Raw genomic sequence first — 20,469 nt, 5'->3', positions numbered from 1 at the left:
GGAAAGCCGGGCTAGCTCACCTTCACCGTCATGCCGATGGCGGCCCAATCCTCCGGCCCCACCGAATGCCCCGCCGAGTCTGGCCCCAGCAGCGCCGGCTCCACGCACACAAAGCGCTTCCAATCGCCCTGCTGCAGATCCCCGATGTTCTCATCGGCGGCCGCCCCCGGATTCCACACCACCACGTGATCGGTGCCCTGGGAGGTGATGGTCAGCGTGCGCGCACCATCGCTGATGGTGAAGGGAGAATACTGCTCGGTGGCGACGCGCTCGTCCGTGGCGGTGCCGTCGAAAAGCCAGCGGCGCTGCGCGCCTAGGACCTCCGTGCCGGTGACATCATCGACCAAAAAATAGGGGTGAAACGCCAGTTGGATGAGGCGGCGATACTCCGTGAGATTGTGCGCCCGCAGCATCAGCGCGAAACCCTGCTCGGTGTGCTGCGCGGAAAACCGCAGATCCCAGCCATCGTGGGTGCAGCGGGCGTCGATGCCGCCGGTGGTGTCCTGCACCTCCCACTGGATGCGCCGCGCCCAGCCGTGCTGCAGCTCATCGTGGCCCAGATCCTTCGAAAACCACGGCGCGATCACCGGAACCCCGCCCCGAATCGAACTATTCTCGCTGAAATCCGCCAGCTCTGACATGAACAGCAGTTCCCCGCTGGAGTGACGCGCGGACTCAAGATGGCCGCGCCCGGCCGGCATGGACAGACTCGTCTGAAGGCTCATAACCCCTCAGTTTAGCCCCCATCCCAGCATGGCGATGCGTGCCGACGCCCACTGCCGCCGCAGCGGCTGAGCTGCCCCGCGCCGGGTGCTCGGCGAGTAGCCACACAGCGGGGGAGAGAAGAAGGTGAACGGGTAGACTTCCGTACCGTGGCTCTCTATCGCAAGTACCGTCCCGCGTCCTTCGCAGAAGTTGTCGGCCAAGAGCACGTCACCCAACCGCTGTCGGTGGCGCTCGACTCTGGCCGCATTAACCATGCCTATTTGTTCTCGGGGCCGCGGGGCTGCGGTAAAACCTCCTCCGCGCGCATCATGGCGCGCTCCTTAAACTGCGTAAACGGCCCCACCTCCACTCCCTGCGGGGTGTGCCCTTCATGCGTGTCCCTGGCCCCGGGTGGGCCCGGCAACCTCGATGTCACCGAACTCGACGCCGCCAGCCACCGCGGCGTGGACGATATGCGTGAGCTGCGCGATCGCGCCTACTACGCACCGGCGGAGTCCCGCTATCGGGTGTTCATCATCGACGAGGCGCACATGATCACCACCGAGGGCTCCAATGCGCTGCTGAAAATCGTGGAGGAGCCGCCGGAGCACCTCATTTTCATCTTCGCCACCACCGAGCCGGAAAAGGTGATCAGCACCATCCGCTCGCGTACCCACCACTATCCTTTCCGCCTGCTCACCCCCATGGCGATGCGCGGGCTGCTGGAACGCACCGTGGCGGCCGAGAACGCCCAGGTAGATGATGCCGTGTACCCGCTGGTGATCCGCTCGGGCGGCGGCTCCCCGCGCGACTCGCTGTCCATTCTGGACCAGCTGCTCGCCGGCGCCGGGCCGGAGGGACTGAGCTATGAGCAGGCCGTGCTGCTGCTAGGAGTGACCAATGATTCGCTTCTCGACGCCGCCGTGGAGGCCTTAGCCAGCGAAGATTATTCCGCCATGTTTGCCACCGTCGACGACGTGATCGAGGGTGGCTTCGAGCCCCGCCAATTCGCCCTCGACCTGCTCAACCGCCTGCGTGATCTCATGGTGGTGCGCACCGTGCACGACGCCATGAACCACGGGCTGGTGGATGTGCCCACTGGGCGCGAAGAGGTGCTGGCCGAGCAGGCCGGACGCTTCAGCCCAGAACAGCTGGCTCGCATGGCCGCGCTGACCAACGAGGGGCTCAGCGATATGCGCGGCGCCACCTCCGCCCGGCTCCTGCTGGAGGTCATGTGCGCCAAGCTCATGCTGCCCGCCGCCACCGCAGGAAGCGCCGGCAGTGCCCTCGGCACCGCCGGCGGAGCCACAGCTGCGGCTGGGGCTGCTGCCGTGCCGCGCGGCAGCCGGGGCGAGAGCGAGGAGAAAAAGCCATCTCGGCGCTTTGAACGGAAATCTGTGCGCGAGCAGCGGGAACAACGGGAACGCGAGCAGCGGGAGCAGCAAGAGCAGCAGAAAGCAGAACAGAAGAAAGCCGCTCCCGCTGCAACCCCACGGGCTGCGGCCCCGCAGCAGCCCGAACCCACGCCTGTTGCACCGGAGCCCGCCGCTGAAGCCACCGCAGAGTCCACTGCCACGCCGGAGCGGGAAGAGCGCAGCGAGGAGGCGTCGACAAGCGCTGCGGGCACACAGCAGAGCATTGCCCAGCAGTGGCCGGAGATTCGCAGCGCGATCTTCAGCGCCAATGCGCGTACGGGCGTGATGATCGCCGAGGCCCAAGTACTGAAGGAGACCCCGGAGACGCTGCAGCTCGGCCACCACACGGGGGCGCTGGCGGCGCGGCTCTCCGCGCCCGAGCACGCCGCGGTGATTGCCCAGGCCGTCGAGCAGGTGACGGGCGCGACGGTGACAGTCAGCTGCGTGATCGGGACGCGCGCGCCGGCCCCTGCAGCCACGCCCACCGAGTCCGAGGACAGCGACGCAGACGAGGAGGAACCGGCCCGCCCCGCCCGACGTGCGCCCGGTGGCTGGGTGCCCCCGCAGCTACCTCCCGAGCCCGGCACCGCCGCGCCGGTGCGCGAACCGGAACCGGAAAAGAAGAAGGAGGCCCCGCCGCGGCGACGCTGGCAGGAAAGGGCAGCCCGCGGCAATCCCCATGCTCGGCCTGGGCAGCAACCTCCGCCGCCCGAGCCGGAGGCGCCGAGCGACTATAGCGACCGCGACCCCTACGCGGGCATGGCGGACTCAGTGCCGCTGCCTCCAGAGCCCGAGCCGGAGGATGCGGCCCCCGAACCGGCCGCTCCGCCGCGCCCGCCTGCACCCGCCCCGCCCCAGCCGGTAGAGGAAAGCCCGGAGGATGTGGAAGAGTCCTTCGCCCGCGAGGCCGCGGAGGGCGAGGGCAGCGCCGATAGGCGTGACCAGCGCACCGTGGCGATCGAGCTTTTGCAGGAGCAGCTGGGAGCGAAGCTGGTATAAAACGTCTACACTCGTTGGGGCGATAAAGATACCCCCTAAGAAAGGCAACAACCATGACTCAGCCCGATATGCAGCAGATTCTCGCTCAGGCCCAGCAGATGCAGGAGCAGCTGCAGCAGGCCCAGCAGGAAATTATGGCCACCGAGGTCGTTGGCGAGGCCGGCAATGGTTTGGTCAAGGCCACCATGAACGGTGCCGGCCACATCACCGGCGTCGAGATCGACCCGAAGGTTGTCGATCCGGAGGATGTTGACACCCTGCAGGATCTCGTGCTGGGCGCCCTCGAGGACGCCCACAAGCGCATCTCCGATGTAGCCGAGGAAAAGATGGGCCCGCTGCAAAATGCTGGCTTCGGTGGCGACCTGGACGGCATGCTCGGCTAAAACCTGACCGAGACGTCTGGTCACATTCAGCGCCCCGCCCCGTGCGGGGTGTTTGTGTGTACACTCCCAGCAGCGATAGCGGCCTGTGGCGTCCCCGCCACACCGATGAGCACCCCACCCCACGACCGAGGTTGACCCGCGCAATGGCGGGAATAGACCGGCACACGAAGGACACCCACCCCGCATGTTCGAAGGCCCGCTCCAAGATCTCATCGACGAGCTCTCTCGGCTCCCAGGAGTGGGGCCGAAGTCCGCACAGCGGATCGCCTTTCACCTGCTCAACACCGATTCCGAGGATGTCGAGCGGCTCCAAAATGCGCTCGGCGCGGTGCGCGGCGGGGTCACCTTCTGCCGTATTTGCTGCAATGTTTCCCGCGATGAGCTGTGCCGCATCTGCGCAGACTCCCAGCGCGACCCCAGCGTGATCTGCGTAGTGGAAGAACCCAAAGACATTCAGGTGATCGAACGCACCGGGGAGTATGAGGGCCGCTATCACGTGCTCGGCGGGGCACTGGATCCGCTGAATAATGTGGGCCCGAAGGACCTCACCGTCTCACAGCTGCTGCAGCGCATTGGTGGGGTTCTCGAGGACCGCGAGGGCGAGCCCGCCCCCGATATCAGCGAGGTGATCCTCGCTACCGACCCCAATACCGAGGGCGAAGCCACCGCCTCGTATCTGGCGCGGCTCCTGCGTGATTTTCCGGACCTGGTGATCTCGCGGCTTGCCTCCGGCATGCCGCTGGGCGGCGATCTGGAGTTCGTTGATGAACTCACGCTCTCCCGCGCACTCACCGGCCGCCACCGGCTTTAGGCGCGACCTAGGGGCGATCACTAGCGCGAGCGCCGCCCTTTCGCGCCATGCCCTCGGCCGCAGCCAGCTAGCTGTCGAGGCGCTCCTCGCGCAGCTGCGAGACCTCATCGAGCACCAGCGGCTCGAGATCAGTGAACTCCACCCCCATGGCGCGGGCCAAGAGAAGATCCGCGATATGCGGGTTACGGGCCAAGAAGGGCCCGTGCATATAGGTGGCGATCACGGTGCCCTGGATAGCGCCATCGCAGCCGGCCCCATGGCCGGAATCGGTGTTGCCGATCCCGCGAGTAATCGAGCAGAGCGGCTGGGCATCCGGTCCCAGCACGGTAGAACCCATGTGGTTTTCGAAGCCGCTCAGGCGCAGGCTCACGGTGCCGCTAATGCGCTGCGCATCGGAGATCTGCTCGGTGAGCACCGTGGAGGGCGTGGCCTCCACTTCACCGATGGCGCGGGTGCGTAGTTGCGCGGTGGTGGCGTCGATAAGCCCCAAGCCCTCGTGTACCCCGCCGGAGGCGTGGAAAGACTCGCCGAGTACCTGAAAACCGGCGCAGATGCTCAGGATCGGGGTCTTCTTCTCTGCGGCGCGGATAAGGCCGCCGTGGGCACGCAGATGCTCCGCCGCCAACACCTGGGCTGCGTCCTCGCCGCCGCCCATGCAGTAGAGATCGCAGGAATCCGGGATGGCGTCCTGCAAGGTGATCCGATGAATATCGGCATCAATGCCGCGCAGCCGGGCGCGCTGGCGCAGCACGAGGGCATTGCCATCGTCGCCATAGGTGCCGAGCACATCAGGCAGCAGCAGTCCGATAGTGAGAGTCATTTACTCGTTTCCTTCCTTAGCTGCCTGGAGCGAACGTTCGAGAGCCTTCTTCAGATCACGGAAAGCCGTGTAATTGGCCAGCACCTCCACCCGGCCGGGCGGGCAGGCACGAATGGCCTCCACGGGATCGTGGATGAGGTCATGATCAATCGAGGCATACTTCAACCTGACCGCAAGGTCAGTACCGCGTTCGCCGGCGGCGTGCACGTGGAGGTTCTCGAAGTTCTCAAACACCACATCCCACAGCCACGATAGGTCCTCGCCATCGGCCACCTGGCCGTTGACGGCGATCACATGGCCCTCGGCCTCGCGATCGAGCATGGACAGCGCCTCTTGCCAGCCCGCCGGGTTCTTGGCCAGCAGCATGTGCACCTCACGGCCCTCGAATTCGATAGTGGAGTAGCGGCCGGCCACATTATCCACCTCCTCCACCGCGTCACGGGCGCCATCGAGGCTGATATCGAAGCAGCTCACCGCCGCCGCAATGGCCTGGGCGGCGTTACCGCGATTGGCCTTGCCCGGCAGCTTCAAATCCAGTGGCGTATCACCCAGCGGGGAGCGCAGCGCCTCATCATCGATCACCCAGCTGGGCTCGGGGCGGCGGAACTCGCGGCCATCGGCCAGCGGCTTGGTGGCGTACCAATCATCGCCGTTGTGCACCACATGGGAGCCGGTGCGCGGGCAGGACACCGAATCGCCGATCCAGCCGGCGCCGGCAGAGACCCACACCACGTTCTCGGCGTCGAAGGCAACGGAGGTGACCAGCACGTCATCGCAATTGGCGATCACGGTCATCTCGGGATGGGCCTCGACACAGGCGCGCAGCGCGCGCTCGAGCTTATTGATCTCGCCGACCCGGTCCAGCTGGTCTCGGGTGAGGTTGAGCAGGATGAGCGCCGTGGGGTGAAGCCGGTCGGCCACCTTAGGCACGTGCAGCTCATCGCACTCCAGCACCACGTGGCTGGCATCCTTGCCGGCCATGAGCGCGGAGATAATGCCCGCGTCCATGTTGTCGCCGCCATCATTGGTGGCCACGGTGTAGCGGCTGCGCAGCGCGTTCGCGGTCATGCGGGTCGTGGTGGACTTGCCATTGGTGCCGGTGATCAGCACGGTGGGGCGGTTCTTCGCCACGGTGGTCATGATCGTGGGGTCGATCGCATTGGCCACCAGGCCGCCGATCATGCCGCCGGCACCGCGGCCGGTCGCACGCGAGGCCGCAGTGGCTGCTGAAGCTGCCGTCGTGGCAAGGGTGGCGCGCAGACGGCGGAGAGGCCGAGGAAGGTTGATGCTCATGGTTAAGAAATTGTAGCCTCAACCGCCGCTGGGAGGGGCACGCCTGCTCACAGGCGCGCCTTGGCGCCGCGGGGCTGAGCCGGCTGCCTAGTTGTCCGTTTCTTTGGCGGCCTGACGGGCCAGCTCGACGAAAGCGGTATCGGCCATGAGCGGAATATTCTTCCGCTGCGCGTGCATCGCCTTGCCCTTGAGATCCTGGGTGTGATTGCAGATCACCAGCGAGGAGCCACGGCCCAGCTTCTCGCTGTAGCTCAACCCAGCATCGAGCGCGGCCTGAATGATCTCGGTATCGGGCAGCTCGATCTGCGGGGTGAGCACCACCTCCATGCCGGGTTGCAGCGAGCCTCCCGGCTGATACGTTCCGGGGTTCTCCGCGGCGGCGTCGGCCTGGGCGGCATCCACGCGCAGCACCGTGCGCTGCAGGCCGCAGCGATCCGCCTTCAACTCCTCGGCCTGGTAGCTCACAGGATTCTCTATGGCCGCATAGAGATCCCAGGTGAGCTGGGTGGCCTCGAAGGAAAACTCCGCTTCAGGGACGCTGGCGCGTTCGCGGGTTGCCTGCGGGGAGCCGTCGAATAGCCCCCACTGGCGCGCCACGCCGCGCAGTCGCTCGTCCTCGATCGTGGTGCCGGTGCGGCGCACGGTGGTGAGCAGGTCGATGAGGGCCACCGGCTTGGGCACATGCCCGAAATTCGAGCGATTGCGCTTGCCGCCGCGCCGCCGCCGCTGCTTCGGGGCGTGGGCGCGCCGGTTATGGGCGATGGCCCGCTTCGATTCCGAGACGATGAAACCCCAGGTGAGGGCCATGTCGAAGGTGATGAGGGTACGGCCGTCGATCATACGGCAGATACTTTTCGCCACTCCGGCGAAGGTGGGGGCCGCCGCCACCTCCTCCTTGCTCAGCCCGTGCAGATGCGGCGGTCCCGGATCCGCCTTGGGATTGAGCACGTGGTGCACGTGCTCATCGAGCTCACCGCTCGGGGTGAACGTGGCCAAATCGATGGCAACCATCCGCGCCGACGCGGGGTGAATACCCGAGGTCTGGACCGTGGCAACCACAAAGGGGGCCCGCTCGAGCTCGGCTTGTCGACGCGCCCTGCGCTCTTCGCGGCTCAGATGATGGTTACCGTTGCTCATAGATTCCTATGCTAAACCACAACCGCGCCGATCCCGCGGACTAGGTGCAGGGCGCGGGGCGGTGGTCTTTAGAAGTAGCTCATGATCTGGTTCACGCAGATAGCCACGAAGGCCAGCGAGATGATGGCCATCATTGTGTTGGCGAACCAGCCGTTGCGCCATTGCTTCGGGGTGGCATCGGTATTGAGCAGGATGAGCAACGTAAAGCCCAAAAAAGGCATGAAGAACGCACCGAGCACACCGTAGAGCAGCACTAGGACCACCGGGCGGCCGAGGAAGAGCAGCAGCATGGGCGGGAAGGTCAGCCACAGGGTGTAGAGCTTGTAGTACTTGCCGCCGGTGGTGGTGGAGGGGTGGTTCTCTGGGAGCTTGCGCAGGTGGCCGATGTAGTCGGCGAACATCAGGGACACGCCATTCCACACGCCCAGCACCGAGGAGAAGCTGGCCGCCCAGAAGCCGATGAGAAAGATCGTGCCGATGGTCGGGTTGTAGCGATCCGCCAGCACATCGGAGAGCCCCAGCAAGGCCTTGTCGCCGTTTTCGACGGCGATATTGGCGGAGTAGAGCAGGTCGGCGCCGAGGATCAGCATGGCGATCACGAAGATGCCGGTGACCACATAGGCCACGGTGTTATCGATCCGCATCACTTTCATCCAGCCGGGAGTGCGCCAGCCTTTTTCACGGCACCAATAGCCATAGGCGGCCAGGGTGATGGTGCCGCCGACGCCACCGGCGAGGGAGAGCACGTAGACCCCCGAGCCCTCAGGGATGCGGGGTATGAGCCCGGTGAGGATCTCGGGCAGGTGTTGCAGGGAGAGCGTGGCAATACCGACCACGGTGAGGAACATGAGTCCCACCAGCACGGCGATGATTTTTTCGAAGAACTCGTAGCGGCCTATCCAGGTGAGGATGAATCCGAGAATGCCCGTGCCGATCGCCCACCAGGTGAGAGTGGTGCCGGGAAAGAGCGCGGCCAGCGGCAGCGCCGTGGAGCTCATGGCCGCAGCACCATAGACGAACCCCCACACCACGATGTAGGGGGCGAAATACCAGCTGGTCCAGCGGCCAATGCGCCGCCAGCCGGTATAGATCGTGTGGCCGGTGGATAGAGAATAACGGCCCACGCCTTCGACGAGCACAATCTTCATGATCGCGCCCACCACGGCTGCCCAGAGGAGGGTGTAGCCGAATTTTTGCCCAGCAATCATGGTGGCGACAAGATCGCCGGCACCGACACCGGTGGCGGCAGCCACGAGGCCAGGGCCGATCACACGCCACCTGGCGTCGGGGTTGGGGCCATCTGCGGATGGCTCGGTGGTGGGTGGGGAAGCGTCAGCGCGGGACATGTGATCCTCCTTTGCTCGATATCGAGAGTGGTTTAGATCACAATCCTAGCAAGGGGTAAGAAGTAGCGAGAGTGCGTCGCGGCAGGTGAGCTACCCCCAGTGCAGGTGGCACGGCGGAATCCGCTGGGGTGCAGAGAATGCAGCTGCCAGCAGGGTGGCGTCGATAAGCGCGCAGCACAAACTCCCGAGGCTCGCAGGGAGCGCTCGGGAGTCAGTGAGCGAGAGGCTAGGCCATGGCGCGGTTGATCGCGGAGGTCACGGCCTTCAGCGAGGCGTAGGTGATAGAGCCGGCCACGCCGACACCCCACACCTGCTGGCCATTGACGTCGGCGTAGACGAAGGCGGCGGCCTCGGCGTCATCGCCGGCGGTACGGGCGTGCTGGGAGTAATCCAGCACCTCGACGTTGATGTCCAGCTGCTCGAGAGCATTGGCATAGGCGGACACAGGGCCGTTGCCGTGGCCGGAGACGGTCTTTTCCTCGCCGTTGATCTCCAGCTTGGCGGTCACCTGCGAGAGCTCGCCATCGGACTGGGCGTTATCCACGCGCAGCGAGATCTGCTCCACCGGGCTCACCCGATCCAGGTACTCGCTCGCGAAAATATCCCACATGGACTTCGAGTTCACCTCGCCGCCCTCGGAATCGGTCACGGCCTGCACCACGGAGGAGAATTCCACCTGCATCGGCCGCGGCAGGTTGATGCCGTGGTCGGTCTTCATGATGTAGGCGACGCCGCCCTTGCCGGACTGTGAGTTCACGCGGATCACGGCCTCGTAGTTGCGGCCCACATCCTTCGGGTCGATCGGCAGATAGGGCACCTCCCACGTGATATCGCGCAGTTCCTCCCAGGCCACATCGGTGTGGGTCGCGCCGGGGCGGTGCTTGGCGGCCATGGCGTCCAGGCCCTTGTTCACGGCGTCCTGGTGGGAGCCGGAGAAGGCGGTGAACACCAGATCGCCGCCATAGGGGTGGCGCTCCGGCACGCGCAGCTGGTTGCAATACTCCACCGTGCGACGAATGTGGGCGATATCGGAGAAGTCGATCTGCGGGTCGACGCCCTGGGTCATCAGGTTCAGGCCCAGGGTCACCAGGCAGACATTGCCGGTGCGCTCGCCATTGCCGAAGAGGCAGCCCTCGATGCGGTCGGCGCCCGCCATGAAGCCCAGCTCGGCGGTGGCGACACCGGTGCCGCGGTCATTGTGCGGGTGCAGCGACAAGATGATGGAATCGCGACGGTTCAGGTTGCGGTCCATCCACTCGATGGAGTCGGCGTAGACATTGGGGGTGATCATCTCCACCGTGGAGGGCAGGTTAATGATCATGGGGTTCTCTGGGGTGGGCTGCATGACGTCGGTGACGGCGTCGATGACTTCCTTGGCATAGGCCACCTCGGTGCCGGTATAGGACTCCGGCGAGTACTCCCAGCGCCAGTTGGTGTCTGGGTAGTCCTTGGCGATGGTCTGGATCAGCTCAGCGGCGTCGGTGGCCAGCTTCTTGATCTGCTCCTTATCCTTCCGGAACACCACATCGCGCTGCAGGATGGACGTGGAGTTGTAGAAGTGCACGATCACGTTCTTCGCGCCCTCGCAGGCCTCGAAGGTGCGGCGGATCAGGTGCTCGCGGGCCTGCACCAGCACCTGGATGGTCACATCATCGGGGATCTTGTCTTCCTTGATGATCTCCTGCACAAAGTTGAAATCGGTTTGGGAGGCCGAGGGGAAGCCCACCTCGATCTCCTTGTAGCCCATGCGCACCAGCAGGTCGAACATGCGGCGCTTGCGTTCTGGGCTCATCGGATCGATCAGGGCCTGGTTGCCGTCGCGCAGGTCCACGGCACACCACTGCGGGGCCACCGTCATCTTCTTGTCCGGCCAGGTGCGGTCCGGCAGCGAGAAGTCTTCGACTTCCACGTGATAGGGCTGGTAGCGCTTACTCGGCATGGTGGAGTTGCGCTGCTTATTCCATGCCGGCTGCCCCTCGCGACGCGGGCCGTTCGGGGTGGTGATTTCAGTGGGGGCGGAGATGAAAGTGTCGTTCATCGACATAACTATGGGTGCTTTCTTGGCTCAGTGTTCGGGAATGTTGGCCGCGCCTGAAACTCCGCGACGGGGCGGCCAACGAACAATTAAGCGCTAACACCCGCCGCGGCGACTAAGGAGGAGGAATCCCTGACTACCGCGAATCATGTGAGGCACATTACCGCATCCGTCAGTATTTTCGGGCACCGACGTTCCATCCTTTGGGAAAAACCAGTTCAGTGTTCCCCCTATCGGGGGCCTATGCACGCTTATCGACGCCTACTCGCGTGTGCGCCGGCCCGCTGGCACGGGCGATGCGCACTAGTCGATTCCGAGCCGCGATAGCTGGAAGGTGGAGCCAATCATGGCCAGCAGAGCGAGGGCCATCCACGCCCATTGCCATCCGCTGGCTTGGAAGGATTCGCTTAACACTGCATAGCCCAAGATGAAGGCTACGATGGGCTCGGCGACCTTCATGGCCGGCAGGGAGTTTTTGAGTGCGCCGGCATTAAAGGAGACCTGCTGCACCAAGGTGCCGATGGTGGCGCAGGCGATCAGCGCATAGAGCTCCCAAGAGGTGAGGATGCCGAAGAACCCGCCTTTGTGGACGAAGATATCGGCGATGGCCTTAGATAGCACCGCCACATAGCCGAAAACAGCGCCGGTGACGATGCCGAGCAGCAGGGCCTTCTCGCGGCGGATCTGGCGTTGCGCCCAACGGTCGAGGCCGACGAGAACGACCACGCCGATGCCGAGGGCCAGCAGCCAGCGGTGCAGCGATGGATCAGGGGTGCCCGAGGCGGGGCGGCCCAGCAGCACCAGCACCGATACGGAGACGGTGAGCACGCCCGCCCACAGCATTTCGGCGAAGGTGAGCCGGTGCTTGTCGTAGTAGGCCGACAGCGGCAGGGTGAACATGAGGGAGAGCACCAGGATGGGCTGCACTACGAGCAGGGTGCCGAAGCCGAGGGCCACAACCTGCAGGCCATAGGCGCCGAGCGCAGAAAAAGAGCCCGCCCACCATAAGGGGCGGCGCATGGCCGTGGCGATGGACCGGCCCTCGGGTGCCTCGAGTGCGATATTGTGCCGCACGACCGTGCCCCATGCGATCGTCAGCGCAGAGGCAGTGGCAAAAAGAATGGCAAGCAGGGTATTAGGCACAGCACTTAGAGTATCGCTAGGGGTGGCGTGGAACCGTCGCGGCGCGCGGGGTGGCGGTGCTGGCGTGGTGCGATCCTCACCCTGGGGGTGAATGTGAACTCGATAGTGTCCTGCAATGGGCGCCATGTACGATGAGTGCGGAAAAACCAATACTTCGGCAGAAATTGCCTCGCAGACCCGCGGCAAAGACGGTGCGGGGCCTCATGCCAAGGAAAGGACGGCACCTGTGGCACTTATTGTGCAGAAATACGGTGGATCATCTCTGGAGAGTGCGGAGCGTATCCGCAGCGTTGCTGAACGTATTGTGGCCACCAAGAAGCAGGGCCACGATGTGGTGGTGGTGTGCTCCGCCATGGGTGATACCACCGATGAGTTCCTCGATTTGGCGGCGCAGGTCAATCCCGTTCCGCCGGCCCGCGAGATGGACATGCTACTCACCGCCGGGGAGCGTATCTCCAATGCGCTGGTGGCCATGGCGATTGAGAGCTTCGGTGCGAAGGCCCAGTCCTTCACCGGCTCCCAGGCGGGCGTGCTCACCACGGAGCGGCACGGCAATGCCCGCATCATCGAGGTCACCCCGGGGCGTGTGCAGGAGGCCCTCAGCCAGGGCAAGATCTGCCTGGTTGCCGGCTTCCAGGGTGTGAATAAGGAAACCCGCGATGTCACCACCTTGGGCCGTGGCGGTTCCGATACCACTGCGGTGGCGCTCGCCGCGGCGCTCGAGGCCGATGTGTGCGAAATCTACTCGGATGTGGACGGCGTCTACACCGCCGATCCGCGCATCGTGCCCAATGCCCGCAAACTAGACAAGATCTCCTTCGAGGAGATGCTCGAATTGGCTGCTGTGGGATCGAAGATCTTGGTGCTGCGCAGCGTCGAATACGCCCGCGCATTCAACGTGCCCTTGCGTGTGCGTTCGTCCTACAGTAATGACATTGGCACCCTCGTCGACGGATCAATGGAGGATATTCCCGTGGAAGAAGCAATACTCACTGGCGTGGCAACCGATAGCTCGGAAGCCAAGATCACTGTTTTGGGAATCTCGGATCTGCCGGGCGAGTCCGCCCGCATCTTCCGTGTCATCGCGGATGCAGAGATCAACATCGATATGGTGCTGCAGAATGTCTCCTCCCTCGAGGACGGCAAGACCGACATCACCTTCACCTGCCCTCGCGCCGATGGCCCTCGCGCCATGGAGCTGCTGAAGAAGATGCAGGCCGGTGCCGGCTACGAGAACGTGCTCTACGACGACCAAGTGGGCAAGGTCTCCCTAGTGGGCGCAGGCATGAAGTCTCACCCCGGAGTCACCGCCGACTTCTGTGAGGCGCTGCGCGATGTGGGAGTAAATATCGAGCTCATCTCCACCTCCGAGATCCGCATCTCGGTGCTCGTCCGCGAGGCCGACCTCCCCGAGGCTGCCCGCGCTCTGCACGAGCGCTTCGAGCTCGGCGGCGACGAAGAAGCCATCGTTTACGCAGGTACTGGCCGCTAAACAGGATCTGCGGCACGCTCGCTGTCCGACCGCCCCTGGCACCCGCTGCCAGGGGCGGTTTTTCTGTGAGCTGGGTTAAAAGTTTTTGGGGCTATCTGGTGCTCAGGTTATTCTCATGCAGAATGCACCTAACTAGGGTGAGCCGCATGAAAGGGAAAAATTACCGTGGGATTCACGACAGGTCTGAAGAAAGTTACCGCCGCTATGTTGGGAGTCGCCACCGCCGCGGTGGTGGGCGTGAGCGCTGCCCCAGTGGCTGCCGCCGCCCCGCAGGGCAATATCGCCTACTTTGGTGATTCCTACTCCGCGAACCCGGATCAGATCCTCAACGCCATGCGCGGGATGAACCCGCAGGTGTACAACGGCTATCCCGCCCGCGAGGGCTGCCTGCAGGCCCCGAATAATGCGCCGCGCCTGCTCGGCCAGATTGCCAAGGCACCGATCTCTGACTGGTCCTGTGTCGCCGAGACCTCGCGTGTGGCCACCCAGCGCGTCGCCCGCGCCATCCAGGCCGGCGATATTCACCCCGGCACGCGCGCCGTGGTGTTGGCCGCGGGCATGAATAACTACGGTGGCTTCGGTGTGCGCGATGGCGTGAATATCCTCGATAACCAGGCCGTGCACAACGCCTACCTGAAGGATATTCATGACGCCGTGAATCAGATCCGTCGCGTTTCTCCGCGCATCCAGATCATCATTCCGGGCATGCTGCAGGTCACCGAGCCCACCTCGGGCATGCTTTGCGCACTGAACGTGGTTCCCAACGTCCCGATGGGCGTGCCGGTGCCGCTGCTGCGCGATGTGGAGAACTGGAACCGCGATAACCAGATCGCGGCGGCCCGCCAGACCGGCGCCACCTTCGTGGACATCAAGGCCGGTTCCGCCGCTCACCACACCTGCGTGCCCGATGTGCAGCGCTGGGTCTCTGGCAGCATCGACACCACCACCCCGAACTACAACATGGGCCTGCACCCCAGCGAGGCAGGTTCCCGCTACGTGGCGCAGCGCATCGCCGCCGCCCTGCGCTAGGTTCTCGGCTTCATAGCCACAGCACTGCACGCCTCGACCGGGCGTGCAGTTTTTTATGCCCACACAACGCAGAACGTGGCCCCACCCACTGAGGGCGAGGCCACGAACTAGCAGGCGTGATGGGCCTTAGTTGGCTGCCTTGGCGTAACGCTCGGCAACGTCATCCCAGTTGAAGACGTTCCACACGGCCTCAACGTAGTCAGCCTTGACGTTCTTGTACTGGAGGTAGAAGGCGTGCTCCCACATGTCCAGCATGAGCAGCGGGGTCAGGTTAGCGGAGATGTTGCCCTGCTGATCGGTGATCTGCTCAACCACGAGGCGCTCACCGATGTGGTCATAGCCGAGAACTGCCCAGCCGGAGCCCTGCAGGCCCAGAGCGGCTGCGGAGAAGTGAGACTTGAAGTTCTCGAAGGAACCAAACTCGGCGTTGATGGCCTCTGCTAGTTCACCGGTGGGCTCGCCGCCGCCGTTGGGGGAGAGGTTCTTCCAGAAAATGGAGTGGTTGGTGTGGCCACCCAAGTTGAAAGCGAGGTCCTTGGACAGGGCGGTAACCACGGCAGAGATCTCGCCGTTCTCACGAGCAGTTGCCAGCTTCTCGAGGGCAGTATTAGCGCCCTTGACGTAGTTGGCGTGGTGCTTGGAGTGGTGCAGCTCCATAATCTCGGCGGCGATGTGCGGCTCGAGGGCGTCGTAAGAGTAATCCAGCTCGGGAAGGGTGTAAGTCATGATAAAAGCCTTTCGTGGTTTTTACGTTCACAGCCACGGCGCGGTGCCGTGGCATTGATACCCATGATAGGTGAGAATGTGAATATCGCAACAAAATGGTTGAGAAAACCGGCTCCGGCAGGGGTACCGCAGCAGGAACGCGGCGACGGGACTAGATTGGGTCGAGTGCCCACGTGGCCCTCGAGAGGACATCGCCCTTACCCCCTAGAGAAAGTGCTAGCACTATGGGATTTCTATTTTCACGCACCCCTGAGATGGTGAGCGAGGCCCAGGCGCTGCGCGGCGGTTCTACCCCCGTGCTGGAGTGCCCTCAGTCCCACGCGGTTCTCGGCACTCCGATCACCGGACCGTGGAAGCCGGAGCAGCGGCGCCTCATCATTGGCATGGGATGCTTCTGGGGCGCGGAGAAACTGCTGTGGCAGCTCGACGGGGTGGACTCCACCTCCGTGGGTTATGCCGGAGGGTTCACTCCCAATCCGACCTACCGCGAGGTATGCACGGGCCGGACGGGCCACACCGAGGTGGTGGAGGTGGTCTACGATCCCGCGCGGATCAGCGCTCGGGAGATTATTAGCGCCACCCTTGAGGCCCACGATCCCACCCAGGGTTATCGCCAGGGCAATGATGTGGGCACCCAGTATCGCTCCGCCTATTTTGTGGATTCCGCCGAGGATGAGCAGCTCGTGCGCGAGCTTCTCGCCGCCTATGGGCCGAAGCTGGCCGCGGCCGGGTTTGGTCCCGTCACCACCGAGGTGGCCCAGCTCAGCGATACCCCCGCGGGTGCCTACTATTTGGCCGAGGATTATCACCAGCAGTATCTGCACAAAAACCCCGAGGGCTATTGCCCCGTCCACTCCACGGGGGTGGCCTGCGGCTAGCGCGCCGGGTGGGTCGGAGCCAGCGGCAGGGGCAGCCCGCCGCGGCGACAGCTCAGTACCCCCACCAGCAGGATCGCCACACCGGCGATGGTCGCCCCGATGACCCATCCGGCGAGCACATCGGTGCTCCAATGGTGGGCGAGAAATACTCGGGAGATGCCCATGCACAGCGCATATCCCAGCGCGGCCAGCCAGACGAGGATGCGAACAACGCGCCCGCGCACCGCATGGCCGCCAAAATAGGCGAGCACGAGAGCAAGAACGGTTGCGTTGAGCGTGTGCCCCGAGGGGAAAGAATATGAGGACTCGAAGGGCGGCACTGCGAAGGCGTAATCGGGCCGGGTGCGCCCCACCAGTGTCTTGATGATGGTGGTGGTGCTCGTCGACAGTGCCGCTGCTAGGGCGAGGGTGAGCACGGGAGTCCAGCTGCGCAGCACCGCAGTGAGCAGAAACGCGAGTGCTGTGGCCACGGGCAGGCTCAGGGCGGTCGTGCCGACATTGCTAAAAGCGGTGACCGCCGCGTCGAGCGTCGGGGAGCGGTGATCCAGCCCCCACTGAAGATATGTTGTGTCGATTGAGCTAAGCACCCATAAAGGCTACTACGGGCGCGTTCCGCCGAGAACGTGGGTGCGCAACAGCTCCAGTAGGTCGGCGGGGTCGGCAACATGCACGGCGTCGAGGCCGGCGGCGCGGGCGGCACGCACATCGTTGTTGTAGTTATCGCCGATCATCACCGCGCGTTCTGCCGGTGTCCCAAGCAGCGCCAGCGCCTCCCGATAGGCCTGCGGATCGGGTTTGGCGCAGCTGAGTTCCGCGGTGGGGATGAGGCTTATCGACGCCGACTCGAGGCCGGTGACAGCGAGCTTGCCCGCCTGCATGTCGCGGGCGCCATTCGTAAAAATGGCCACCGTTGCTCCAGTGTTCGCGGCGAGGGCCAAGGCTGCAGCCGCATCGGGGAAAGCGCGCCAGCCTTCACGATAGAAGGAGGCGAATACCTCGAAACGCCGGCGCGACTCCTCTTCACTGAGCGGGGTAGCAAAGAAGCGGGCCATGCGGTTGAGGCGCTGCTGGGCATGGGTGATCTCGCCTCGTTCGAAGCGGGAGAACTCCTCGTTTTCGATCTGGAACCACCGCTCGATGAGGGCGTGTTCTGAGCCTTCCATGGCGTAGTGCTGGATCAGGCGGGTGGCGGCGTGGCGGGCGGCAGAGTCGTGATCGACGAGCGTGCCGTCGAGGTCAAAGAGGATGGCGTCATAGCGGGGCATAGTGTCTCAGTATAGAAGCTGTGGGGTTTCCCACTTTCAGCGGAAAAAGGCTGCCAAATACTGGCAAAAACAAAAACAAACGGGCACAATGGGCAGCTGAAAGCGAAAAACCAAACATCGCAAGGGATGAAACAATGAAGGATATTGTTGGCAACAAGGTTGTGCTCATCGGCGCCGGTGACGTGGGAGTGGCCTATGCCTACGCTCTGGTGAACCAGGGCACGGTGGACCACTTGGCCATCATCGACATCGATGAGAAGAAGCTTGCCGGCAACGTCATGGACCTTAACCACGGCGTCGTCTGGGCCAGCTCCCGCACTCGTGTCAGCAAGGGCACCTACGCCGACTGCGAAGACGCCGCCATGGTGGTCATCTGCGCCGGCGCCGCCCAGAAGCCCGGCGAGACCCGGTTGCAGCTGGTGGACAAGAACATGAAGATCATGAAGTCCATCGTGGACGAAGTGATGGCCAACAACTTCGACGGCATCATGGTGGTCGCCTCCAACCCGGTGGACGTGCTTTCCTATGCCGCATGGAAGTACTCCGGCCTGCCGTGGCAGCGCGTGATCGGCTCCGGCACCGTGCTGGATTCCGCCCGCTTCCGCTACATGCTCGGTGAACTCTACGACTGCTCGCCCACCTCCATCCACGCCTACATTGTGGGCGAGCACGGCGACAGCGAGCTGCCGGTGCTCTCCTCCGCCACCATCGCTGGTGTGTCCATGCGAATGAAGCTGGCCAAGGAGCCAGATCTGGAAGAGCGTCTGGAAAAGATTTTCGAAGACACCCGCGATGCCGCCTATCGCATCATCGACGCCAAGGGCTCCACCTCCTATGGCATCGGCATGGGACTGGCCCGCATCACCCGCGCGGTGCTGCAAAACCAGGATGTGGCCCTGCCTGTCTCCGCCCTGCTCCAAGGCGAGTACGGCCAAGAAGACATCTACATCGGCACCCCTGCGATCGTGAACCGCAACGGCATCAACCGTGTGGTCGAGCTCGAGCTCAACGAGCACGAGATGGAGCGCTTCACCAAGTCCGCTGATGCACTGCGCGAGGTACAGCAGAACTTCTTCTAAATAGAGAGCGCTTGCTCGCCTTATCACCACCGGCCTGTCCCGCACCTGAACTGGGTACACGGGGCACGGCCGGTGCTCTGCGTCTACGCCCCGTATCCTAAAACTGGCGACAAGATCCGCCACTCGGGCACTGGGCGATACTGATACAGGAGGCAGCGAGAAAATGTATGTGATCGCGCACCGAGGCGCATCCGCCGACTATCCGGAGCTCACCGCAACAGCCTTCACCGAGGCGTTTGTGCAGGGCGCGGACGGGGTGGAATGCGATATCCGTCTGGCCCGCTGCGGTGAGCTGGTATGTATCCACGATCCCATCGTGGATCGTGTCTCTGATGGCAGCGGCCGAGTATCCACCCAGACGGTAGAGCAGCTACGCCGGTACAACTTCGGCACTGCGGCGGCCCCCTCCGGGCCCTGTACCCTCAACGAACTGCTTGACATCATGGAGGATTACCCCGGAAAGCACCTCTTTATAGAGAGCAAACACCCCATGCGCTATGGCCGGATGCTGGAGGAAGAATTGGTGAAAACACTCCGCTACCGCCGCCTAGAAGCAGACCCCTATATCCACGTGATCTCCTTTTCCGGATCCGCGATCAACCGCATGCAGCAATTGGCACCGGAGCTTGACCGGATCTACCTGCGCAACGATCCCAACGCCTGGTATCACCGCATTCGCGAGCAGACGATTCACCCCACCTCGGTTGGTCTCGCTATGCGGAAAGCCCGCGAACACATCAACAATGGCACCCTGCCGCCGGCGAGCTATGTGTGGACCGTGGACAACCCCGAGGAGATGGCCGTGTGCCGCGACAATGGCGTGCAGTGGTTGGCCACCAATGTGCCCGCTCTGGCGCGCGAGGTCGTAAACCGCGGGCCGCGGGCCTAACACCCACTGGGGAGCAGACAACTGGCGCGCCGGGGCGAACGGGTATGTTTGTGCCATGGGCAAAAAGAAGAAGAATCGTGAGAATCTGCCTGAGGGCATGAGTCGCAAGCAGGCCAAACTCGCCGCACGTGCCGCTGAGCGCGCCGCGTTGATGGGCGAAACCCGCCCCTTCGAGGGGCTCGCTGCCGAGCCGCAGCTGGTGGCACTGCAGGAGTTCATCCCCTCCGCATACGCCAAGGTGGACGTCGCTGGAACTGACCGCGAGGTCTACATCTGTACCGTGCTGCCGGGAGCCGTCGCTGCTTTGGTGCGCGACGACGAGGCCGGCGGCGAGGCGTTTGTGGCTATGCAAACCCAGCACCGCACCAAGACCCAGGGCAAGGATTTGGCCTATGCCCTTAATTGGGTCATCAACGCCGCCCCCGGCGCTACCTTGGCGCCCGGCAACCAGGATGGTTCCCAGCCGGAGCTGAGCGCACTGCTGAGCGCAGATGCCGAGCTCCACGTGCAGGCCTTCGATACCTTCAACTGGTGGGTACCAGAGGGGCAGACCGGCGATGAACAGACCGCACGCATGCTGCAGATGGCCAATGACACCATCATTCCCTCCCAGGAAGTACACGCAGACGTACCCGGTGCTCTGTGGTGGGTGGATCCCGGCGAGAAGGCCCACATCCGTTGGGTGCGCCAGGATGATGAGGACAAGCTGCTCGCTGCCCTTGCCCGCATCGCGGCGGCCGGCAAACTGCACCTTGGCGAGGACACCAAGTTCGCTGGTGCTTTCCGCACGCACGGTCTCACCGTTCCGGTCTTCGATCTCGATCCCACGATCACTCCGGAGGAGTGCGTGCCGGCCGTGGAGGAGCTCAATTCCTTGATCTCGGCAGAGCTGAGCAATGATGCGCAGCTGAACGCCGAGGAGCGTAAGGCCCTCAACAACATCAAGTCGCGGCAGCTCACTATCCGCTAATTCGCGCGATATTCATGGCTGTACTGGCCAGCTGGGGATCACTCCCAGCTGGCC

Annotated in this window: 19 protein-coding genes; 9 read left to right on the top strand and 10 right to left on the bottom strand. The window is 63.9% G+C overall.

Features of this window, described 5'->3' with window-relative positions:
• Positions 1–11: 11 nt before the first annotated feature.
• The gene (locus GBB11_RS04845; RefSeq protein ID WP_151550306.1) at positions 12–725 is read right to left on the bottom strand and encodes an aldose epimerase; all 714 of its coding nucleotides are present in this window, start codon (positions 723–725) and stop codon (positions 12–14) included.
• 147 nt (positions 726–872) lie between these two features.
• Here GBB11_RS04845 and GBB11_RS04840 point away from each other — a divergent pair, with 147 nt between their 5' ends.
• The 3 genes from GBB11_RS04840 (at position 873) to recR (ending at position 4,313) form a co-directional block, all read left to right on the top strand.
• Positions 873–3,119 (top strand): DNA polymerase III subunit gamma and tau, encoded by a 2,247-nt coding sequence (locus GBB11_RS04840; RefSeq protein WP_151550468.1) that lies wholly within the window; start codon positions 873–875, stop codon positions 3,117–3,119.
• 53 nt (positions 3,120–3,172) lie between these two features.
• The gene (locus GBB11_RS04835) at positions 3,173–3,502 is read left to right on the top strand and encodes a YbaB/EbfC family nucleoid-associated protein (protein WP_151529071.1); all 330 of its coding nucleotides are present in this window, start codon (positions 3,173–3,175) and stop codon (positions 3,500–3,502) included.
• Positions 3,503–3,686: 184 nt separating this feature from the next.
• On the top strand, positions 3,687–4,313 hold the full coding sequence (recR, locus tag GBB11_RS04830; protein ID WP_151549372.1) for a recombination mediator RecR: 627 nt from the start codon (positions 3,687–3,689) through the stop codon (positions 4,311–4,313).
• 67 nt (positions 4,314–4,380) lie between these two features.
• Here recR and GBB11_RS04825 read toward each other — a convergent pair whose 3' ends face one another.
• From GBB11_RS04825 to GBB11_RS04800, 6 genes are all read right to left on the bottom strand, one after another.
• The gene (locus GBB11_RS04825) at positions 4,381–5,133 is read right to left on the bottom strand and encodes a type 1 glutamine amidotransferase (RefSeq protein WP_151549373.1); all 753 of its coding nucleotides are present in this window, start codon (positions 5,131–5,133) and stop codon (positions 4,381–4,383) included.
• Entirely contained in the window at positions 5,134–6,426 is a 1,293-nt protein-coding gene (locus GBB11_RS04820) for a MurT ligase domain-containing protein (RefSeq protein WP_151549374.1), read from the bottom strand. It lies immediately after the preceding gene.
• An 87-nt stretch (positions 6,427–6,513) separates the two neighbouring features.
• On the bottom strand, positions 6,514–7,563 hold the full coding sequence (locus tag GBB11_RS04815) for a DNA polymerase III subunit epsilon (RefSeq protein ID WP_151549375.1): 1,050 nt from the start codon (positions 7,561–7,563) through the stop codon (positions 6,514–6,516).
• A 68-nt stretch (positions 7,564–7,631) separates the two neighbouring features.
• Entirely contained in the window at positions 7,632–8,909 is a 1,278-nt protein-coding gene (locus tag GBB11_RS04810) for an Nramp family divalent metal transporter (protein WP_151549376.1), read from the bottom strand.
• Positions 8,910–9,135: 226 nt separating this feature from the next.
• Positions 9,136–10,953: a 2-isopropylmalate synthase gene (gene leuA, locus GBB11_RS04805; RefSeq protein WP_151549377.1), complete on the bottom strand. Its 1,818-nt coding sequence runs from the start codon at positions 10,951–10,953 to the stop codon at positions 9,136–9,138.
• 294 nt (positions 10,954–11,247) lie between these two features.
• Complete coding sequence (locus tag GBB11_RS04800; RefSeq protein WP_151549378.1) at positions 11,248–12,087, bottom strand: DMT family transporter; 840 nt, start codon at positions 12,085–12,087, stop codon at positions 11,248–11,250.
• Between the two features lie 226 nt (positions 12,088–12,313).
• On the opposite strand from GBB11_RS04800, the gene GBB11_RS04795 reads away from it, so the two are divergent.
• Positions 12,314–13,579 carry an aspartate kinase gene (locus GBB11_RS04795; protein ID WP_151549537.1) on the top strand — a complete coding sequence of 422 codons (1,266 nt, stop codon included), beginning with the start codon at positions 12,314–12,316 and terminating at the stop codon, positions 13,577–13,579.
• A 165-nt stretch (positions 13,580–13,744) separates the two neighbouring features.
• Positions 13,745–14,608 (top strand): GDSL-type esterase/lipase family protein, encoded by an 864-nt coding sequence (locus GBB11_RS04790; protein WP_151549379.1) that lies wholly within the window; start codon positions 13,745–13,747, stop codon positions 14,606–14,608.
• A 126-nt stretch (positions 14,609–14,734) separates the two neighbouring features.
• On the opposite strand, the gene GBB11_RS04785 is transcribed toward GBB11_RS04790, so the two are convergent.
• The gene (locus tag GBB11_RS04785; protein WP_192795911.1) at positions 14,735–15,334 is read right to left on the bottom strand and encodes a superoxide dismutase; all 600 of its coding nucleotides are present in this window, start codon (positions 15,332–15,334) and stop codon (positions 14,735–14,737) included.
• Between the two features lie 224 nt (positions 15,335–15,558).
• Between GBB11_RS04785 and msrA the strand changes: the two genes are divergently transcribed.
• Positions 15,559–16,212: a peptide-methionine (S)-S-oxide reductase MsrA gene (gene msrA / locus GBB11_RS04780; protein WP_151549381.1), complete on the top strand. Its 654-nt coding sequence runs from the start codon at positions 15,559–15,561 to the stop codon at positions 16,210–16,212.
• Here msrA and GBB11_RS04775 read toward each other — a convergent pair.
• Both GBB11_RS04775 and GBB11_RS04770 read right to left on the bottom strand, forming a co-directional pair.
• On the bottom strand, positions 16,209–16,799 hold the full coding sequence (locus GBB11_RS04775; RefSeq protein ID WP_151549382.1) for a phosphatase PAP2 family protein: 591 nt from the start codon (positions 16,797–16,799) through the stop codon (positions 16,209–16,211). The two genes, msrA and GBB11_RS04775, sit on opposite strands and share 4 nt — an antisense overlap.
• Positions 16,800–16,811: 12 nt before the next feature.
• Positions 16,812–17,477 (bottom strand): HAD family hydrolase, encoded by a 666-nt coding sequence (locus GBB11_RS04770; protein WP_151549383.1) that lies wholly within the window; start codon positions 17,475–17,477, stop codon positions 16,812–16,814.
• Between the two features lie 134 nt (positions 17,478–17,611).
• Between GBB11_RS04770 and GBB11_RS04765 the strand changes: the two genes are divergently transcribed.
• The 3 genes from GBB11_RS04765 to GBB11_RS04755 all read left to right on the top strand — a co-directional run bounded on the left by GBB11_RS04765 (position 17,612) and on the right by GBB11_RS04755 (position 20,415).
• On the top strand, positions 17,612–18,556 hold the full coding sequence (locus tag GBB11_RS04765; protein ID WP_151529057.1) for an L-lactate dehydrogenase: 945 nt from the start codon (positions 17,612–17,614) through the stop codon (positions 18,554–18,556).
• Positions 18,557–18,719: 163 nt separating this feature from the next.
• A complete protein-coding gene (locus tag GBB11_RS04760; protein WP_151549384.1) occupies positions 18,720–19,445 on the top strand; it encodes a glycerophosphodiester phosphodiesterase family protein in 726 nt (241 codons plus the stop codon).
• A gap of 55 nt (positions 19,446–19,500) precedes the next feature.
• On the top strand, positions 19,501–20,415 hold the full coding sequence (locus GBB11_RS04755) for a DUF5926 family protein (protein ID WP_151549385.1): 915 nt from the start codon (positions 19,501–19,503) through the stop codon (positions 20,413–20,415).
• Positions 20,416–20,469: the final 54 nt, after the last annotated feature.

This window comes from Corynebacterium sp. 74A, from assembly GCF_008930665.1.
GTDB lineage: Bacteria > Actinomycetota > Actinomycetes > Mycobacteriales > Mycobacteriaceae > Corynebacterium > Corynebacterium megadyptis.
This window is presented reverse-complemented; position numbering and strand designations above follow the sequence as displayed.

Bases quoted from the DNA above. Each gene is read 5' to 3' on its own strand.
- GBB11_RS04845 (WP_151550306.1), bottom strand. From the start codon at position 725: ATGAGCCTTCAGACGAGTCTGTCCATGCCGGCCGGGCGCGGCCATCTT.
- GBB11_RS04835 (WP_151529071.1), top strand. From the start codon at position 3,173: ATGACTCAGCCCGATATGCAGCAGATTCTCGCTCAGGCCCAGCAGATG.
- recR (WP_151549372.1), top strand. From the start codon at position 3,687: ATGTTCGAAGGCCCGCTCCAAGATCTCATCGACGAGCTCTCTCGGCTC.
- GBB11_RS04825 (WP_151549373.1), bottom strand. From the start codon at position 5,133: ATGACTCTCACTATCGGACTGCTGCTGCCTGATGTGCTCGGCACCTAT.
- GBB11_RS04820 (WP_151549374.1), bottom strand. From the start codon at position 6,426: ATGAGCATCAACCTTCCTCGGCCTCTCCGCCGTCTGCGCGCCACCCTT.
- GBB11_RS04815 (WP_151549375.1), bottom strand. From the start codon at position 7,563: ATGAGCAACGGTAACCATCATCTGAGCCGCGAAGAGCGCAGGGCGCGT.
- GBB11_RS04810 (WP_151549376.1), bottom strand. From the start codon at position 8,909: ATGTCCCGCGCTGACGCTTCCCCACCCACCACCGAGCCATCCGCAGAT.
- leuA (WP_151549377.1), bottom strand. From the start codon at position 10,953: ATGTCGATGAACGACACTTTCATCTCCGCCCCCACTGAAATCACCACC.
- GBB11_RS04785 (WP_192795911.1), bottom strand. From the start codon at position 15,334: ATGACTTACACCCTTCCCGAGCTGGATTACTCTTACGACGCCCTCGAG.
- msrA (WP_151549381.1), top strand. From the start codon at position 15,559: ATGGGATTTCTATTTTCACGCACCCCTGAGATGGTGAGCGAGGCCCAG.
- GBB11_RS04770 (WP_151549383.1), bottom strand. From the start codon at position 17,477: ATGCCCCGCTATGACGCCATCCTCTTTGACCTCGACGGCACGCTCGTC.
- GBB11_RS04765 (WP_151529057.1), top strand. From the start codon at position 17,612: ATGAAGGATATTGTTGGCAACAAGGTTGTGCTCATCGGCGCCGGTGAC.
- GBB11_RS04760 (WP_151549384.1), top strand. From the start codon at position 18,720: ATGTATGTGATCGCGCACCGAGGCGCATCCGCCGACTATCCGGAGCTC.
- GBB11_RS04755 (WP_151549385.1), top strand. From the start codon at position 19,501: ATGGGCAAAAAGAAGAAGAATCGTGAGAATCTGCCTGAGGGCATGAGT.